This is a genomic window from Burkholderia sp. LFS061 (genome assembly GCF_047978125.1).
Lineage (GTDB): Bacteria > Pseudomonadota > Gammaproteobacteria > Burkholderiales > Burkholderiaceae > Burkholderia > Burkholderia pyrrocinia_C.
Genome location: NZ_JBFPFS010000076.1, coordinates 1 through 19,249, shown reverse-complemented (window position 1 = coordinate 19,249; position 19,249 = coordinate 1). Strand labels below are relative to the sequence as shown.

Below are 19,249 nucleotides of genomic sequence, written 5' to 3'. Positions count from 1 at the left end.
CTCGTCCATTCCACGCATCGGCTCATCTGCTCAAGATCATGAACACGATATCTCTAACGCACCGCCCTTCGAGCCCGTTTACACCGTTCCCAATTTCAACAGCCTGCTAGGGCTTAGACAGCTGCTCGATGATACGTTGAGCCAGGATGGTGGCCGCTTCGTACATGGCGTTTGCGATGACCGCTGCGAACCCGTCGCCACGCAGTCGGGCGATAGTCTCACCGCGAGGTATTGCCTTTTTAGACAGTGTCGGTGGCTCAGCCTTCTTGATTGAGGAGGCACGTCATCAAGAGACCGCACGCCGATTATCCATTATTTTGAAGTAAATCCATGAAATATGCGGGAATTATGCCCCTCCCGAGTCTAATGGAAGAGCACTGAGGGCATGTCGGCGTACGTCGGCCATAAGTCCCGCCCGCTTATTGTCTACATAGGGTTTCCCCCGTATGATTTTGCTCGGCCGTGAGAGAGGCCGGCACAAGGAAAATCAAATGGGAGCGCAGGACCTTATCGCGTTGATGAATGCCGAAGTACTCCAGTCCGACCGGATTGTGAAATTGGATACCCCGGCCGGACGGAATGTACTGCTGCCACATATCGTGGCGGGTACTGCTCGCCTGGGTGGCAATTTTGAGATTGTCGTCGATGTTGTTTCGCTGCAGGATTCAATCGAGTTGAAGTCGCTCATTGCGCAGCCTGTCACACTTTGGACTCAGCAGGTCGACAAGACCTACCGGCCGAGGCACGGCTACGTGCATACGGCAAAACGCTTGGGCGCCGACGGGCGACTGGTGAGTTTGCAGCTGACTTTCTCGTCGTGGCTCTATTTCCTGAAGTTCCGCAAGGACGCTCGCATCTTCCAGGACCAGACCGTCGAGACCATCCTCGAAACAGTCTTTCAGGGACATCCGCAGGCGGTAGGTGCCTATCGCATCGATGTGCAGAAGCCCTCGCCCGCGCGCTCATTCTGTGTCCAGTACGAAGACGACTGGAACTTCGTGCACCGGCTGATGGAGTCGGAAGGCTGGTTCTACTATTTCGAGCACGCTGATGACGGCAAGTCGCACACCCTTGTCATAACAGACGACCTGTATTCACTCAAGCCACTTGAGCCAGAACATGTCCGGTTCTATCGGGCCGGCGTCACGCGCCAGCCCGACGCGCTCGTGCACTGGTCGGGCACGCGGAGCTTGCAGAGCACGTCGTATTCGACGAGTACGTTCGACTATAAGAATCCCGACGCGCGCAAGGTAAAGTCATTCCCTACCGTCGCGAACCAGGGCGACCTGCCGCAGCAGGCTGAGGTCTACGAGTACACCGGACCGTACACATACTTGGACGATGACCGCGGCGACCAGCTTACGAAGCTCAGGCTAGAGGACTGGGAATCGCGCGCCAAGCGCTTCTACGGCGTAGCTAGCGCACCGAGCATTGATGTGGGGCACTGGTTCAGCTTGTTGGACCATCCAGGGCACGACCGGGATAGTGCCGACGACCGCAAGTTCGTTGTTGTCGAAACAAACTGGTACGTCCGCAACAATCTGCCAGTGGGCGAAAGTCGCCCCTACCCGCATAGTCTGGACGCCCGTCTTGCCGAGGTTCGCGATGCTCACCATGAGTCAGCGTCGGCATTCACGGTCAAGGACGCCATGGGCAGCGAGGGCTTCTTCCTCGTCGAGGTCGAAGCGCAGCGTCAGAAGGTGCCGTTTCGCAGCCCGTTCGAGCACCGGAAGCCCGTCATGCACCTGCAGACAGCGACCGTCGTTGGCCCAGGAAATGAGGAGGTCTACACCGATTCACTGAACCGCATCCTTGTGCGCATGCATTGGGACCGACGCGAGGGTCTTGGAGCAACATGTTGGGTCCGGGTCGCCTATTCCGACACGGGCCGCGGTTACGGCAGCGTGCATGTGCCGCGAGTCGGTGAAGAAGTCACCATCGATTGGGTCGGTGGGGATTGCGACCGCCCCATTGCGACAGGTCGCGTCTACAACGGGGCGACGCAGCCTCGCTGGCACTCGAATGGCATTCTGTCTGGGTTCAGCTCGAAGGAGTATGGCGGCGGCGGATACAACCAACTGGTGATGGACGATGCGACGGGCCAGAATCGATTGCAGCTCTTCTCGTCGCAGAGCAGCTCCATGCTTCACCTGGGGTACCTCATCGCGCAGAATGGCAACACGCGCGGCAATTACCTCGGAAGCGGCTTCGACCTTCGCACGGATGCCTACGGCGCGATTCGCGCCAACCGCGGGCTTTTCCTCACGACGCATTCTGGCTTGGGGACGGCACCCCAGCAGCTCGAGGTCCAACACGCCCAGCAGCAACTCGCCGGCGCGCACAACCTGGTCGAGTCGCTTTCCGATGTCGGCATCCAGCACCAGGCCGAAAGCCTGAAAGCGGGCCAAGATGCGCTCAAGGCTTTCACGGACGCCACGACTGACAACGCTCAGGGGCAAAACCAGGGGAACGGCGGTCGCACAGCGGGAGGCGGCACGGGCTCAGCCAACGCGTTCAAAAAACCTATTCTTCTGGCCGCAAGCCCCGCGGGCATTGCTTTGTCGACGCAGCAGTCGGTGCACTTGGGCGCGGACGAACACGTGAACGTGGTCAGCGGTCAAAGCACTCACATCGCGGCCGGAAAATCGCTGCTCGCGAGTGTCGCCGAACGCATCAGCCTGTTCGTCCAGAACGCCGGGATGAAGCTCTTCGCTGCGAAGGGCAAGGTGGAAATCCAGGCGCAGTCGGACAACATCGAGGTGACCGCGCAGAAAACGGTCAAGGTGCTGTCGGCGACAGACAAGGTTGAAGTCGCGGCAAGCCAGGGTGTCCTGCTGACATCTGGTGGCGCGTACATCCGAATCCACGGCGGCAATATCGAGATTCACGCCCCAGGCAAGATTGACATCAAGGGGGCACAGCATGCGCTCGCCGGTCCCACGAGCGCGCCCTACGACTTGCCGGCCCTGCCCAAGGGCGACCTGCACAACAAGCTTGAGCTGAACCTCACGGACGGCAAACTAAAGCCTGTGCCTGGTGCACCGTACAAGGTCGTCTTCGACAACGGCACCACCCTAACCGGCAAGCTCGACGCGAACGGCCACGCGTTGCTGCATGACGTCCCAGAAGGGACTGCTCAGGCGTTCTTCGGCGAAGACGTGCGCCCGTTCGTGCAGCAGCCCTTGCCGGCAGCGACGGCACTTGAGCAGGACGACATCCTGAAGGAGTTGCATGCGGGTGGCCACCAAGGCATTACCCAGGAAAACCTCGCGAGCCTGTTCAACCAATTCTCCGGCCGCCCTGACCTCAAATGAATACCACCGACCAACAAGCCATTGAAGACGCTGTCGAGCAAATTGGGCTTTCGATGGCGGCCAATGCATTTCCGCTGTTCTACGTCGCGCAGAATATCTATGACACATCGGAAAGCGTCCTGAACGTTTGGAACGCGCGCAGCAGTGCCGACGAGATGGCTCGGGTCGAAACGGGTATTGACCTGGTCTTTGCCGTCGTCGGCTGGGTGCCGGTGGTCGGTGCAGGAGTCAAACGTACCTTCCGACTCGTCAACCATAAGTCTGAAATCTACGGCCCGCTGCTGTTCGATATTCTGCGGCTCGTACTCCAGCGCGCGCATTGCCCGACCAGCCCCGAAGAGCTGGTCGACAAGCTGTTTGATGCGTCGGGGCTGAAGAAGCTGCTGACCGAGTCGCGCGAACATATCGAGAAATCCTGGGTGTACCGCGAGATGCCGCCGGCGGGACAGGCGACCTTCAGTCAGGCGCTCGCATTCGTCGAGGTCAATCTGCCGTTCTGGTTGACCCAGTTCGTCGAGCGCAAGCTCATGCACTGGAGAAAGAAGCAACCCAACTCATCGGCGGAAGGTTCCGTTGCGCTACGCAAAGAGACCGAGAAGCCGGGGAAGGTTGGTGTTGAGGCGGAACAGGGTCATAACCGGTCAACCTCCGCGCCGTCCACGGGCGTCGTGAATGCCAAACTGGCGGTGACGGAAATCACCAACAGCCTCACGGGTCTGCTTGGTGAGCACATTACCGACTACTACTGCTACGAGAAGCTGAAATGGGGTAGCGGCTGGGAAGCCCACGACCAGGGATACCTGGGGCGCTGGGCGCGTGAGCCAGGAGTCGATGTCCTCGGCAAGCTTAACGACCACGGCAAGCTGGCCAAGCTGTTTGCGCCGAAAGCCAAAGGACAAGGAATTGACGGTGCGTGGCGGGCAACACCATTGAACAATGAAGGAAAGCGATTTGCCATCGTCGAAGCCAAGTCCTCGAAGGTAGACCAGCCTACCAAAGCGCCGAATGGCAAACGCAACATGACTCCGAAGCTCGGTACGGCAGAGCGAATAGTTGATGAAGTGCGACCACATGGGGATGAGTTGCTTGAGCCGCCCGTAGAGACACCCGGCGCGATATCGCCGACTCCAGTTTCCGGCGGAAAGGTCAAGGGAAGTCGTGCCCCCGCCAAGTCAGGCGGAGCCGCGCCAACGACTCCACCGGCCGCTCCTTCGGGGCCCCCAGCAAAGCGAGCAACACCTAAGATTGTTCAGATGAGCACGGATTGGATTACTCAAAATCTGAAGGACGCGGTTGGAAGTCGTTTGCAGATGGAAATCTTAGAGCACGGCTATTCTCGGCATATCGTGTATGTTCCGTTTTATCTTCCTTGTGCAGCCGCGCACGAGGCGGCGTTGTTGGCCGGCAAAGAACATGACCATGGCGACCACGATGTCCCGCTCACGCACCACTACCGTGAAGCGGAAGTCGAGGAAGCGGTAAAACGAAAGGAAGCGCGCTTAGCTAAGGCAAGACAGGTCACAGAATGAATGATTTTTCGACGCGAAAACGCCAACGCTTCATCAGCGAGCAGTATTTCGACTGGCTGTCGGCCTTCCAGGCCCAGTCCATCGAGAAGTGGACGCACACGCTGCCTGCGAATGGTACCGAGGCGGTAAAACGCGCAACGGCTGCCTGGTTGCGCGCTACCGCCCGTTTTGAGCTGATGATGCTTCGATACACGGCGGGAGAGCCCATCGCATCAATGCGGGAAGAGATGGAAGATGTGGTGACTGCCTACGAAGAGTATGCGGCGCGTCAGCGGGTCGCCCGCAATGACCCGCAATGGCCGGCACTGCTGCTTACCGAGTTACCCGACTATGAACGAGGGATTCAACTCATCGGTCTTTGCCATCTATTGCATCGGGGTGACCTGCTGCCGCGCATCGCGGCCCTTGAAGATGGGTATTATCGCGGACAGGACACCCTGCTTGAGGACCTCCTTGCCTACGGCATGGAGGGACGAGTAGATGTCGACCAGTGGTATCACGAGTCGTACCGCGATTGCATCAACAGTATCTACGTCGACGGTGATGACGAAAGCATTGCCTATCTCAATACGTACCTCGAAAACTGGTATGCCTGCATGGAGAAGGCTGGATGGCATGACACGCATCTTGACCTGTCTGAACGTGGCGGCGGGTATTTCGGGTATTGGGCAATTGAGGCAGCGGCGATAGCTTACCTTCGCGGGCTGGACGATGCACCGCTTCGGGTACATATTGTCTATCCGAAGGATTTGGTGGACTTCGCCAGAACCTTTGAAGAACTTCCGAAATCCACGCTAGTGGCTACCGGCCCGCAAGCTGTGCGAACGGGTCAAGTCTGCCCGGAAACCGGCATCTGGAAGGCACAGGGCCACCACGTGCCCGGAGTGCTGGTGCAACAGGGCGAGCGCATGCCAGAGATTTTCGCCCCAGACAAAACTGGCGCATACCGTTCTCAGCCTGCGCTCTGGGAGTTTGAACGCAAGGCCTGATGCATGGACGAGTTCTCGAAGCCGCACGCTTACATTGTGATGCGTGCGGTCTTGTCCAACTTGTCGCCTTACTTCGCGATGAGGAAACGGTCGCGGTTCTTTGCGTCGCGAATCCAGAGCGGTGCGCGACCGCGACCTGACCACGTCTCGCCAGTCTTCGGATTCTGATACTTCGGCTCAGTAACCGCTGCTGACTTCGCGGTCGTCTTGGCGCGCTTCCGACCATAAATTTGGTCTTCGGTGATGCCGTACTCGGTGACGAGCTCGCGAACTTGCGCGATGACAGCTTCAAGTTCCGCGATGCGTGCTGCTTCAGTGCGCTCCTGGAGCGCATCGAGTTGTGCCTTCAGGGCCTTATAGTTTTCTGCCATTCCTTAATTCTCCTGTCTTTTAAGAGTGATTTGTACATCTGAGCAATTCAGTAGTCGCTCGAAGACAGTATACCCCGAGGCCGATGCGGCATATCACGCACTGGACCGGCACATCCCGCCTGTAGCAGCTAGCAACAACCCTATCCCCTTTATCTTACTCGGGGCGCACGGTGTAAATTTTCGTGTCTTCTTTGGAGAAATGATAATCTGACACCCGAAAGACATATATGTCCGCGTGCCCTTCGAACGCAGGTCATGTGCATACAGACACTGACAAATATGCCGCACATTGCGGTATCATCAGGTGCTAGGTCCCATCGTGACGAGCATTTCGCGCATGACTTTTTGATTTACTTTATGCCTCCAGCCGTGCTTTCGGTTGCTGCAGCATTTTAGTTTATCTAAAACAGCTATAGAGCAGAACGTGTGACACGCGTTGCCGACCATCGTGCCTGAGGCAATGTCACGATAGACCTGCCATCTGAGATATGGTGAAAGTGAAAGGCGTGGAGAGTAACCCCGAGTCGTGCCTGATGCTCAGCACAAGCTAAGAGTGGCGAGAGACATCGCGTAAGCAACTGAAACGAAAACGGAGAACGCTGAAAGCGGCGGTTGCATCTATATGGCATTACCAAAACCAATTGGAAAGCAGCTGGAAGTGGTGTGTCTGCCGGCAACCGGGCAACATGTCGTGCTCGGTACCGCTGGCAGCGGTAAAACTACGATGGCTGTAGCGCGCGCAAGGTATCTGACGAACAATCTGCTTCCGGACGCGGGCCGGACTTTGATTGTCACGTACAACAAGGCGTTGATGAACTACATCAATAGCTTCGGGCGCGAGATTCCTGATGATGTTGACGTTCGGAACTACCACCGCTTTGCGAGGGGCTATCTCAAGTCGCGTGGTGAACTACCCGACAGGTGTATCGCAGTATCGAGGCAGCGTGAACAACTCATCGAACAGGCGCTTAAAGACGTCAAAGAACGCTACGAAGACCACGCCTTCTTCCATCGGCCATTGAAATTCTTCCTCGACGAGATACAGTGGTTAAACGGACGCAACATCGAATCGGTCGACCGTTATAACGAAGTAACTCGTACAGGTCGAGCTTCGGCACAGATGAATCGCGTGTTGCGTCCCATCATGTGGGAAATTCTCGAACGCTATCGTGAACTACGAGCGGGGTGTGGGAAGCTCTACGACTTGGATGACATAGCGGCGGCGGTGTCGGCTTCGCTCGACAGGGACGAGCGTCCGAGGATGTACAAGCATGTCATTATCGATGAAGGACAGGACCTCTCACTCGAGATGATTCGGTCCTTGACGAAGGCTATCTCAGCGGACGGGTCCATTACATTCTTCGGGGATGTGGCGCAGCGAATCTACGGTCACGGCCGTGGAATGAGCTGGCGTGAGGCGGGCTTTCAAACGCGACAGGTATGGCGTTTCGAGCAAAATTACCGAAACACGCGAAACATCGCCAATCTGGCAGTCGCCGTGTCCGAGATGCCGTATTTTCTGGGTGGCCAGGACATGATTGCTCCGATTGTATCTGCCGCTGACGGGCCAAAGCCGGCGCTCGTTCACTTCGTCGTCCCGGAAAAGGAGCGTGAACTGGTCGGCAAGTTAGTGGAGAAACAGTACCGGACTCAAAGCGTGGCGATTTTACTGCGCACTCACGAGAAAATTCGCGAAATCAGCCCGTATTTGCCGGACGAGGCGGTGCAACTGAAGGAAGAGGCTGCGAACTGGATGGCCGGGCACGGGGCCTATTTTGGCACCTACCATTCGGCCAAGGGCCTTGAATTCGACCTAGTAATCCTCCCCTTCCTATCCGACTCCGAGATACCGAACTTGAAAGACATCGAGGCGGACGAAGTGGACGAGGTACTCGCCGAAGACGGCAGGCTCCTCTATGTCGGCATCACACGTGCAAAGACTGCCCTAGTGCTCACCTACACCGGGAACGTCACGGAATTGCTGCCCGCGGATGATTCGCTTTACAACCGGAGTTCACGATGACCGTGAACTCAGACATCTTAGATGATTGCGCCAAGCGGGGCATTACTCGCCTGTGTCACTTTACACCATCAAGGAATCTCATCCACGTCCTAGCCTCAGGATATCTGAAGGACCGTCAGACGCTAAACATGGAATCCCGCGACGAGGTCAACCCGACTGACGAATACCGTCTGGATGGGCATCTAGACAAGATATGCTGTTCGGTCGAGTACCCCAATAGATATTACCTTGATATCGTGACAAGGAAGGAGCTGATTTTCCTTGACTGGGTGATACTGTTCATTGACCCCGTGGTGTTGTGGTCACCAGGCACGCTCTTTTGTCCGCGGAATGCAGCTGCCGAAAACGGCGCGCTAATAGCAGGTGGGTGGCCGGGATACGAATCCATGTTCGCCCCGCGAGTCCAAGGAGCCGGAGGACGGTCTTTCGGGCGTCAGGCCTCACACTTGCCCTGCTCACCGACAGACATGCAAGCTGAGGTTCTCGTACCGGGGCCCATCCCGATAGATGCCATCCAAGGAATGGCCATGCTGACGGAGAAGCAGGCCCAAACCGAGAAAGCGCGCTGGGACACACTGGGTCTGTCAGCACCGACGGTGCCAACTGTCGTTGCCCCGGTCTTGTTCGATAAAATGGCGCTGAGACAACACATTTGGACGGGGCGCCGTCCGGCTGAGACCGTAGTATGAGCGAAAGCATCCTGAACCGTCCCGAAGAGCAGAAAACCACGACCAGCCCCGAACGCGCCGTTGCAGCGTTTGTCGGTGCTGCCGTCGGGGATGCGCTCGGCTGGCCGTTCGAGGGCAGAGCAGCTGGCAAACTCGACGTTCGGAAATGGGACGGCCAGTTCGTTGACTGGAAGAAGCGCAGCGGCAGCAGATTTTCGCCTCGTTGGGAGCGAATAGACGCGGGCGCCTATAGCGACGACACCCAGCTCATCCTAGCCATTTCACGCTCGCGCGCGACTGAGCAACGGTGGTGGGAACATTTTGCTCGCGTCGAGTTGCCCTTTTGGACGTGCTACGAGCGCGGTGGTGGTGGGGCAACGAAGCGCGCAGCCAGCTCATGGCTGGCGGGAATCGCTCCTTGGGACTCCAAGGCCAAAGACGTGACCAAGCGATACTTTGAAGCTGGCGGCAATGGCGCCGCGATGCGTGTATTGCCGCATTGCGTATCTCATGGGAGAGACGACAACTTCTCTGCGCTGGCGAAAGACATCCTTGCCGATGGAGTGACGACGCATGGTCACCCACGTGCGCTCGTAGGCGCGCTCGCCTTTGGGTACATACTGTGGAATGCCTTCAAGAGAGTCGACACGCTCGACTATGGGTCTTTGCTTCGCCGATGCGTCGAGGAGGCAAGCGTCTGGGGAACACTACCTGACATCTCGCATCAATGGCTGTCGTGGCTTCCGGCTACGCGAAAGCACGTACAAGACTTCGATGAGCTCTGGCATCTTACGGTGGGCGAGATTGTGAGCCTTTGTCGTCATGCCATGGATGGTCTAGAGGCTGGTGTGCTTTCGGACGACATGGTAGTCATGAAGGCACTTGGAGGCTTAAGTCCGAAGACCAATGGCGCAGGTACGACCACCGCGGTTGCAGCACTGTATTACGCGTCTCGATATGCCGCTTCTCCGTTGGAAGGCATGCGTTGTGCAGCCGCCTCTGAGGGGGCAGATACAGACACTCTCGCGTCAATGACTGCCAGTCTTCTTGGTGTGATAAACGGCATGTCTTGGCTGCAGGACTACGAGGACAAACTCCAAGACGCCGATTACATACGGCAGACTGCGAAACATTTGGTTTTCATGCGCAAGAGCGCGGCGACTTGCAACCAGATAACCAAACGGGACCTCGCTGAACTTAAAGTCCGGCTCGGAGACAAAGAAGCGTCTCCGGGTGTTCCACTGCCTATTGGATTGCAAGTGACGTCCGTTGAGCGTCGCCACGAGCAACTTGGGGAGCGTGTTTTCGAAACGCGCGTAGTAACCACGGACGCCGGATTAACGCTGTTTATCCCAAGCGCTGCGACGACCAAGAAGGTAGGCAGTCCGCAAGGCGTTGCACAGAAGGCAGAGCGCCAGGTAAGTGTCACGCAGACGGCGGAAAGTGCCCCTCACTCTGACGGCGATTTCGAACCTGCAGTTGGCATGTCTCTCCTTGTTAGAGACCTCAGAAAATCTCGCGTGTTCTACGAAAATTTGCTGGGACTGAAAGTCACCGGTGCATCGCAGAAAGTTGTCCGTTTTTCCTCAACTCTTGCTTTGCGAGAAGACGCGAGCGCTCCACTATCTTGCGGAGGCGTCAAGCTTTTCATCAACGTCTCCGACGTAAGCTCATGTTCCGCAAGATTGACCGAAGCGGGAGTTGAGTCCTCGGAAATCGTCGTGCGAGGAAACTCCCGCTCCTTCGAATGTCGAGACCCAGCCGGGTATGTCGTCGAAGTGTTCGAGCGTCCGAGGGCTCATTCAACGAATTGAGGAAGTCGCTGCGCCAACTTCGGGTGCTCGAGGTCCTTCCTCGAGGTGTTTGAACGTTGGCGCTCTCGTTTCCGGCAGCATGGTCGGGTCGAGCCGTTGAAGTCCGTCGAAAAGACGCGCTCACGTAACGGGATGCCATCGAAGTCTTCAACGTCCGCTGTCTCCGCGACGGCACATTGCGAGGACACAGCCCAAGGTGTGACGAGTTGCTTCCTTCATCGCCGTTCCTTTCCAGCCGAGGGGTTGTATCCGAGTCGTATAGGGGTGTGCGGAAACTGTACAAAGAAACATACTGTATGTGCAAACGGGCATTCCCGCTGCCCCTTGTGTGACAACGGTTCCGTGGTACTGCACATTTTGCAAGAAGTACAGTACATCTGGGGCCAGAGCGCCACGACGTTTTCTCACTTCCCATGAGAAGCTTTGAGAAACTTGGCTACCGGCTGCCGGTCAGGAAGCACTCCCAGTCCTCTCCGCAACATCAGCGCCGAAGCCTGGAAGGGCGGCAAAGCCGAACGTTGCACGACAATTGCTTCCGAACCTCAGGGCGCGGCATGCGGCTCAGCGGCCCCAATGTACCACGATAAAAATCGCGATTTCAGCATAGGCGAGATACGACCAATTTCAAAGTCGGAAGCAGCGGAGAATCCCACTACTTCTGTGAGCTGACCGCCAGTCGCGCGGCTTCCGCGAGGTCGTCCACGTCGATATATCGCTCCAAGCTGCTGCTGCCAAGCGCGGCGAGACATTGCAGCGTAAGAGCCAGCGAAGCAGTACCTTCGGTGAGATGTGTCTTGAGCGATTTCTCAGAGATATCGGCACCAAGCATTTGCAGGCGACGCACCAGTTCGTCAGGCGTTACCCACGGCTGCCGAGACAGTTCGCAGGAAAGCACTGCTGCCGCTCGCTCTTCCCAGTCGCCGTCCACTTTCATCGCATCGGACCAGAGTTCCGGCGGCCGGGCGGACGAGATGTCGATGATTTGAAGGAGCAAGGCCAGCCTCGGCGTTCCGCGATAGATTTTTGAGACAAATGAACGCTCCGTCTCGCGGGAGCCAGAAGCAGCGAGGGCGCTCGTTAGCTGCGCGTAACTGAGGTCTTTGCGCGCGAGAGCGACTCGTATTACGCGGGCCGCTAGGCGTGTCCATGGCGTATCTTGCAGCACAAAACTCCTTGAATTCCGCGTGGCATGGACTAGGATTAAATCGCGATAAAAGTCGCGTTTTATATGCGTGTGCTTCACACCTCGTCAGGGCCTCGAGCTGCAAAATGACTCGCAGCTGGCAAGCTCCAATGATTCTACGGGGTGCACAGCGCCCCGGCTAGTCATCAGCTTAGGACGCAGACCTCGACCGAAGGGGGATGCAGTGAGCGGGCTCAGATTCTTGGTGTCGCATCGATTCGCAGCGCGCTTCAGACGCGGCTGCAATGTCTTCCAGCACTTTACCGCTGCAGGCATCGACGCGCGTACCAGCTTTAACTACGTCGACAAGATTTATCGTATTGCATTGATGATTTATCGGCGTGACCCTCAGCTATGTCCATTGGAAATTCAACGCCTCCGAAACTAGAGATTCATCTGCTATGGCGGCGCTCCATGACCGGTAACGTCATCAATTTTGGTCGATTGCATATAGGCCGTTGGACTACATCAACTCCCGCCCGCCATATCGACTACGCGCACCGTCTAAAACGGCCAAGGATAATTCAAAGCGACCTAAAATACCAAGAAACCGCTCACATCTAAAGCGCCACCACGAGGTTGTTACCTCCCTTGTGGGACAAGGCTTACCGCTACGAAGAGACAGACTTCGACTATCAAAACGAATTGCGCCCCCTCACTCAGCCCAGGTCGACGCACAACGTCAAGTGGTTGATTCCACTGATTTTTTATTGAGAATCAATCGTTTTAGACGGGCTCACTCCGGATGAACTTCGTGTTGGCGCGGGGGACACCACTCACTTGGATGCCTTCGAGACCGAGGGACTCATCGAGAACGATATCGGTGGGGCAGATGAAAAAAATTCTGGCGCCCTTCGGAGCGACCGAAGTCGACGTATACCTTGTTAACAAAAGGATTTTTCAAACGCGTAAGCGGCCCTCTACTACCGAGTCATTTCGAAGCCACTTGCAATCGTCGAATTTTGCATTTAGTCTGCCCGTCGTCGAATAAATTGGAGCAGAGCCAGATGGGATGGGCCGATATTTCTAAAACGATTCTGGCCAAAAATGCTCAACCTTAAAGCGAGCGTTTTAGATATCAGGCCTTCCGAGTTTTAGAGAGCAGTGATGTCTAGAACCGGATGCGGAGTCACAGCAGTTCGTCGCAATCGAGCGGTTCGCACTGCGCCGAGCGAAGCGCGCCTGAGTCTGCGGTGGACCCGAGAACTTTTGGAGAGAGGATGTAAGCAACGTAAGCGCACCGAGCAGTCGACGGATAGTATCGACTGAAGAAGACCGGTAAACGAAAAATGGGACGGCTGGCACCGCCCCATTCGTCGTCGCACGCCTCTAACGAGACAGCAAGCGCAACCCAATACGCGCGGATTGTCTCAGAGGTTGGCGAATTAGTCAATCGCCTATCCCTGAATAGGGGGATGGGTTGTGCCCGCTCGGGCACAAAATCTGAGAAAAGATGATTAGATTCAGTCACTTACCCAGGAACGCGCCGTTCCCAAGGCAAAAGCGGTGTTCACGCCCCGCCGCTGTGGCCAACGCCCACATTGGTGGAGCCTGTCCTGCGCGGCTGCCATCCCGGTCCACGAGTCCTGCGTTTCTGCCTGGTCGCCACGCACATGCGGAGCTTGCCCGGCCCATCGCAGAGCAGCGTTCATCCACCGCTGCGCAGCGCGAGCACGCTCTATTCGGAGGTGCGACATGCGTGTGAATACGCACGATGCCGGCGTTGCTGTCGACTCTCAAGAACCACCAGCATTTCGTGATTCTCAGCACGAAAATCCCGTGCTGCCTTTGATTCCGTCCTTTTCCAGTGCGCGCGAAGCACGCTTGGCTATTGAATTGGTTCCGCGAATGGACGCGGCGAGCGACCTATCAGTGGACGACCATACTCTGATACCAGGCGTTGCCCACGGTCGGCTGATACTCGACCTGATTCGTTCGGCACGAGAGAGTGCGAGGGAGCGAGACCTTTCCGACGAAGCCTTTCGCGCCAAAATACTCACCGCGCACCAGTTTCTTTGTTATCGACGCGACGAGCATGGACACTCGGTGCCACCTATCGCAGTCTCGCTGCCTGGCGTGCAGCCAAAGGTTCATCTGGCGGTTGTACCGAACGGAGTGGGTCAGCGAGCCCTCATCCACGCTTGCCAACGTGTACTCGGATTTGAGAACCGAAACATCGACGTTGTGTCGCCAAGCGGCGTCGGAACGATAAGGTTCGTTCGCCTGGGCTCGATTGTCCTCAATTTTCCGCCAAGCGGTAGTCCACGAAGCTTCTATCGGACGCTCGCGCGGAAAATCGACGGCATCTTCAAGTCAGGCTTCGGCTCCGTGAGTCGCGGCGACGAAGAAGCTGGCACCGCAACTCAAGCGCTTCTTTTAGCAGTAAACATCGGGACGGTCATCATTGGCCCGGTGTCCGCTCGCGATTCGGACCCGCGGCGTGCCGCCGCCCTTTGGAGCATGCTGGCTGACCTCGCGGTCGAAACCGGTCTTCCAATACTGATTGTCGTAACGCCTGGTGCGGCCGCAAATCTTATCGAGCACAGCGGCGCACTAAGCGCCCTTACGAGTCGCGGTGTGTACAGCATCGAACCGCTTACGCTCGTGTCAAAGGACTGGGCTAACGTCGCTCTAATGGCGTGGTTGAAATACCTTAAAGCCGCCGCAGCACTTCCCCCTCAATGGTTCCCGACCGCGCTCTGGTCACAGACGCTCGGCCGCATCGAGCTCGCCATAAAGGTATGCGCACACATTGCTAGCACGTGGCAAACAGCTCGCAATGTATCTCTGACTGAAGACGAGTTTGCGGCACACGCACGCCACGCACTTGTTCTCGAGAGACCCCGGCTTCGAGCAATCCTTCGCGCGGAACGCGGAGGAGCGTTTTCACGAGCCCAAGTCATGGCGAACGGCGACTGGCTACCGTTGCCAATCCTCGTGGAGTCCATCCCCGGATTGGACGAGCGCGACGACCTGTTTGCGTCAACCATCTATCCGTCGCTCAAGGTCCCCCGTCCCGAAAAGGCGATTCAGTCGAGTATCGAGAAAAGAAACAAGACCCCGAAGCACTCTGCGTCACAAGAAGGAGGCGTCGCATGACCTACCACACCTTCTTTCCCGCCGTCGAAGGAGAAACAGCATCTTCCATTCTGGCGATGGTCGCCCGCACTACGAATTTGCGTGAAGCAAAGAAGGTCAATGCCAGCGGCCACCGCCGCGCAGCGCCATTGGCGAATTCGCTGCCCTGCAGAGCGTCTCTCTTTTGTGCAATCACGGAAGAGACATATGGTATTCCACGGCATGTCCTGTCCGCGCACAGCCTCTTTTCGTGGGAGTCAATTGGAATGTCGCCGGACTTTGTGCGTATTCTCGAGCACGCGCTGACCGACGGCAAATCACGTACGCGTTGTCCGAAGCTTGACGTTCACACACAGTGCTGCAACCGCACATCCCTTGTATGTCCCGAATGTGCTGAGGCTGACCAAGTCAGGTATGGCCGCAGTGCAAATCGCTGCGCGCATTGCATCGACTACGTCACCCGATGCTTTAAACACGAAGCATTGCTTCGGAGCACGGGCGAAAGTAGTACATACGAAGCGCTGTTCATCCGCACGGGCACATTCCCCGCCCACCAAAACGCCCTGCGTTACTCACGCGTCGCCCTCTCTCTGGCCAAGGACTGCTCACATCAGTCGGCGTGGTCAGTCATCACCAGCCTGATGAAAGAGAAGCGGTTCTTGTCAGATTCGGGACGATGGCGCCTGGACGACCTGCGCCGCGAATTTCGGCAGTTTTTTAGTGGCGGATTCGAAGACCTTCGTCTCGTGCATATCGTCCAAGACGGCAATTATGTTGAGACCGCGATACGGTCGCTGAACAGGGAGCGTCCCGCTCATCCAGTTGTTGTCGCCCTGTTGTATATGTTTGCGACAGATGCTGAAGCCCTACCTGTTCGAAATGCCTCCCCCGAGCAATGCGCGCGCCCAGCTCGCCAGATTCCGGACAAAATTCGTTTAGCACAACGCCGCTTATGGATTTCGGCTATGTCGCGTATGGCCGGCCTCTCGCGCACTCAAATGCGCAAGCAGCTTCCGGCCGTGTGGACGTGGTTGTATCGCAATGACCGAGCTTGGCTCGACGCGCACCAGCCGGCCCGCCGCGTACCACGCGGTCACTGCAAGAAACAGCCCGTCCCGTCATCGATGTCGGCCGCTATTACATCCAACGTAACGGAACCTCGCTGCTCGGCCGAAGGTCGCGCACCGCTGCCGTCTTCCTATCAGATGCGAATTGCATACGGCATGAGCGAATACGCCTTCAACCGCTTGTCATCGCAGCTCGGCGGTGTCGGCCCCACTGCTCACGTCCCAGGTAGCCGGAACGCATTCGTTCAAAAGCGAATTGCGAGAGCCGAATGCCAGCTAGCGTCCGGCGGGAAACCTCCTACGGACACGGTTCTCGCTCGTCGAGCGAATCTGCGCCCAACGACCGTGGACCGCTACCGGCGGCAACACGACATCTACAAAGACAAGTGATGTTATAGAACATGCATCTGCCAACATTCATGACTTCAATTGCCAGAGAGGAGCTTCTCCCATTCTATTTCGCGAGAATCGGAGGGCGCACTTATCACAACGTCATCACTCGCGCGTGGTACGCGCCGAGCGGGCTGGACCGACACATAGAACCCTTCCGCGATTTGATAGGGGGATTCGAAGAGCTCGAACCGTACAACACGCTACTGCCGTCGCAAATGCGATTTCTTACGTCAGCCGAGGTAAAGACAGTACGTCGCCATAGTAGAGAACGAGCCGTGTTCGGCATACAGTGCCTGATTGGTATGGGTGGGTGGAATTCCGGGTGGGCTAAACCGATACCCGCGGTTTGCCCCGACTGTGCGATGGAGGACATAGCTCCTTGTGGTATGCCGTTTTGGAACCGGTCGCATCTTATGCCGGGGGTAAGCTACTGCTCGCGGCACCAGCGTCCTCTTGAGTCGGCATGCCACGCATGCATCAATTTCAGCATACATCCGCGTCGAAGTTCCTGGCCGGGCATGCATTGTGGCTGCGGATTGCGACCCATTGCCTCCTCAGGCCTGTCGAGTACGAAGCAGGAGCAAGAAATCGAACTTCATCGGGTCTCGGCACTCCTGTTGAATCCCTCGTATCGTCACGACATCAATCGAGAAGCCGTTGCACGAGCTGCGGCCCACCAAGCCGAACATCTCGGGCTTACCGTCGAAGGATACCCAAAGCCGGCGCGCATTCTAGACTTCTTCACCACTCATCCTCTACGGCCCCTGTTGGACCGAATGCGGGTATGCGTCGACGGCATTCCATCCCTCAAATGCCTCAGGGGAAGCTCCGTTTATCGCCACCCCCTGCAAAGCATCACATTCCTGTCCGCGCTGCACGGCAGTTGGAGCAATGTCGAGAGGTGGGTCGAAGCGAACTGCAAACCTACCCGCCGTCCTGCCACTGAGCCAGGACTCACCCGCAGGAAACGGCCGAACGAAATGCAGTATCGAGCCAATTGGATGCGCAAGAACCATGCAAAATGGCACGAAATCTATTCCACGAAATACGCAGTGCTACGCGTTGAGCATCCGGCGTTGTCGCACGCCCGCCTGATGCAGATGTTACCGAGCAACGCAGAGAAATTCATCAATCAGAGCTCGCTCTCCGAAGCAGGAGTCTCGGTTCCATTCGTTGCAAGCGACGATGTGGAGCGCGAACTCATCGATAAGGATATGTCTAGGCACGTACTCGAACGCGCCAAACGCCTCGTGGCTGAGCAATACCCGCACGTGATATCCAGGCCGGTCTTGACGCGCGGGCATCAATTTGAAAAGTACCTGGTAACGATGAAAGACAAGTTGCCGTTGACATCGGCCGCGCTCGCGACATGCGTCGAGACTCGTTCCGCGTGCCGTAAGCGTTTGTCTGGAACTCCCGTGCCTGGACGACTCGCTGTTAGGCAACGACAGCGAAGAGCGCCTTCCGCTCAGGGCTCTTCGCTCATCCAGTTTCTTGCTGTAGTAAAAGTGTAGGAGGACGCGATGCCATATCCTCGAAAAGGCAGCGCCAGCGACTTGCCGGGGCAGTATCTCGGTGACTGCGACAGGCAGTCTGAAATATCTCCACGAGTCACACGTGCCGCAGGCGTGCGGTCACCGTCCGCCCGAAAACGACAACCTTACATCACCGATGTATGGCCGACCTGCGCCGTCCCTTTTTCGAGGGACGAGCATAAGTCTGTCGACCCGGAACAAGCAGAGTTGGTAGCTAGCACCGATTTCCGGATTCTCGAATTGCCTCGACCATTCGCCACCCCACCGGGCATCGAGCTGCCACCATTCGATGAGTACGGTTGGCCGACTGGTAGGAAGTACTCCCCTCTGCTAGAAGCGCGTACTCCTTCGCTCGCAACGAGGGCCATCACGCCCAATTTCAAATTCGCCCGTCAGTACGAAGCGCTGTCCATGGGAGAGTTCGGAATTCAACTGGCGCTTGCATTCAATCCGTACGTCGTAGACCTCCGAGAACAGTATGGTATCTACGACCCAGCCGACTACTGGCGTGCTGTCGCGAATGGTCGAACGATGAATCGTTCACGTTTGATGACTATCGACATCGTGGTGACCTACGTGCTCCCACCTCACTTTGAACTGCACCACCACGCAATATCCATAAAGCACGCCAGACATCGCCATACTGACTCGGACCAGAGGCGTGAACTTAGGGAACGGGCTGCAATGGCCCGGAGAGGATGGACTTGGGAGCTCATGCGCTCCGACACGGTGCCCCGATTGGAACTCGAAAACTACGCCTTCCTCTGGGTGTGCATTCGGAGAGCAAACGTACAGCTCCTGTATGAGCGCGCTCATCGTTTCTCTGAGCACCTGAAGAAGCGAAGCATGCGAGGGAGCATGAATGTAGTGCTCGAACGCGTCGCGAGAGGGCTGGGAATTCGCTTAGACGATGCATATCGCTTGTTCTCAGCCGCTGTCGCATATGGATTTCTTACGCTTGACCACACGAAGCGGTTGAACGACAACTTACCAATATTCTTGCTTCAATAAGTAGCCTCGGAATCTGAGCGTCAGCTTGATGGCGTTCGGTGCAATTCGCATACAAGGTGACTCAAATGAAGACCCCAGTAGTACCTCCGGAACCGCGGCTTGTCACTGACACGCCACTCGCCGGCCGAATTCTCGACAACTACCACCAGCGAATATGGCCTGTCTGAACCGCACCGGATTTTGTGGAGGCTCGTATTCTTGAGAGAATCGAGTCATGAACAAGAAGGCAAGCAAATTTTCCCCGGAAGTGCGGGAGCGCGCGGTGCGTCTGGTA

The 19,249-nt window shown here is 56.9% G+C and carries 12 protein-coding genes and 1 pseudogene; 11 read left to right on the top strand and 2 right to left on the bottom strand.

The window, feature by feature from the left end; all coding sequences use genetic code 11:
- The 4 genes from ACNQQL_RS34800 to ACNQQL_RS34785 form a co-directional block, all read left to right on the top strand.
- On the top strand, positions 1–274 hold a 274-nt coding region (locus tag ACNQQL_RS34800), incomplete at its 5' end, for a hypothetical protein (protein ID WP_347069078.1).
- Positions 275–491: 217 nt separating this feature from the next.
- On the top strand, positions 492–3,314 hold the full coding sequence (locus tag ACNQQL_RS34795; protein ID WP_347069076.1) for a type VI secretion system tip protein VgrG: 2,823 nt from the start codon (positions 492–494) through the stop codon (positions 3,312–3,314).
- Positions 3,311–4,843, top strand: a complete 1,533-nt coding sequence (locus tag ACNQQL_RS34790) for a hypothetical protein (protein WP_347069074.1) — start codon at positions 3,311–3,313, stop codon at positions 4,841–4,843. The genes ACNQQL_RS34795 and ACNQQL_RS34790 overlap by 4 nt, the downstream gene beginning before the upstream one ends.
- Positions 4,840–5,832, top strand: coding sequence for a PoNe immunity protein domain-containing protein (locus ACNQQL_RS34785; RefSeq protein ID WP_347069072.1), 993 nt, complete (start codon positions 4,840–4,842; stop codon positions 5,830–5,832). The genes ACNQQL_RS34790 and ACNQQL_RS34785 overlap by 4 nt, the downstream gene beginning before the upstream one ends.
- Positions 5,833–5,900: 68 nt before the next feature.
- On the opposite strand, the gene ACNQQL_RS34780 is transcribed toward ACNQQL_RS34785, so the two are convergent.
- Entirely contained in the window at positions 5,901–6,203 is a 303-nt protein-coding gene (locus ACNQQL_RS34780) for an H-NS family nucleoid-associated regulatory protein (RefSeq protein ID WP_175800766.1), read from the bottom strand.
- Between the two features lie 622 nt (positions 6,204–6,825).
- Between ACNQQL_RS34780 and ACNQQL_RS34775 the strand changes: the two genes are divergently transcribed.
- Genes ACNQQL_RS34775 through ACNQQL_RS34765 form a run of 3 tightly spaced genes read left to right on the top strand, consistent with a single transcriptional unit; the run spans position 6,826 to position 10,708 of the window.
- The gene (locus ACNQQL_RS34775; RefSeq protein WP_347069070.1) at positions 6,826–8,226 is read left to right on the top strand and encodes a 3'-5' exonuclease; all 1,401 of its coding nucleotides are present in this window, start codon (positions 6,826–6,828) and stop codon (positions 8,224–8,226) included.
- Positions 8,223–8,915, top strand: coding sequence for a DarT ssDNA thymidine ADP-ribosyltransferase family protein (locus ACNQQL_RS34770; protein ID WP_416392817.1), 693 nt, complete (start codon positions 8,223–8,225; stop codon positions 8,913–8,915). The genes ACNQQL_RS34775 and ACNQQL_RS34770 overlap by 4 nt, the downstream gene beginning before the upstream one ends.
- On the top strand, positions 8,912–10,708 hold the full coding sequence (locus ACNQQL_RS34765; protein ID WP_347069068.1) for an ADP-ribosylglycohydrolase family protein: 1,797 nt from the start codon (positions 8,912–8,914) through the stop codon (positions 10,706–10,708). The genes ACNQQL_RS34770 and ACNQQL_RS34765 overlap by 4 nt, the downstream gene beginning before the upstream one ends.
- A 652-nt stretch (positions 10,709–11,360) precedes the next feature.
- Here ACNQQL_RS34765 and ACNQQL_RS34760 read toward each other — a convergent pair.
- Positions 11,361–11,873 carry a DUF6471 domain-containing protein gene (locus tag ACNQQL_RS34760; protein WP_347069080.1) on the bottom strand — a complete coding sequence of 171 codons (513 nt, stop codon included), beginning with the start codon at positions 11,871–11,873 and terminating at the stop codon, positions 11,361–11,363.
- 1,713 nt (positions 11,874–13,586) lie between these two features.
- Between ACNQQL_RS34760 and ACNQQL_RS34755 the strand changes: the two genes are divergently transcribed.
- The 4 genes and pseudogenes from ACNQQL_RS34755 (at position 13,587) to ACNQQL_RS34740 (ending at position 17,943) form a co-directional block, all read left to right on the top strand.
- Positions 13,587–14,990: a hypothetical protein gene (locus ACNQQL_RS34755; protein ID WP_347069066.1), complete on the top strand. Its 1,404-nt coding sequence runs from the start codon at positions 13,587–13,589 to the stop codon at positions 14,988–14,990.
- Entirely contained in the window at positions 14,987–16,426 is a 1,440-nt protein-coding gene (locus ACNQQL_RS34750; protein ID WP_347069063.1) for a TnsD family Tn7-like transposition protein, read from the top strand. Before ACNQQL_RS34755 ends, ACNQQL_RS34750 begins: the two co-directional genes overlap by 4 nt.
- Positions 16,427–16,437: 11 nt before the next feature.
- Positions 16,438–16,872, top strand: a pseudogene (locus ACNQQL_RS34745) (TniQ family protein); the annotation flags it as partial.
- 558 nt (positions 16,873–17,430) lie between these two features.
- Positions 17,431–17,943, top strand: a complete 513-nt coding sequence (locus ACNQQL_RS34740) for a hypothetical protein (protein ID WP_347069061.1) — start codon at positions 17,431–17,433, stop codon at positions 17,941–17,943.
- Positions 17,944–19,249: the final 1,306 nt, after the last annotated feature.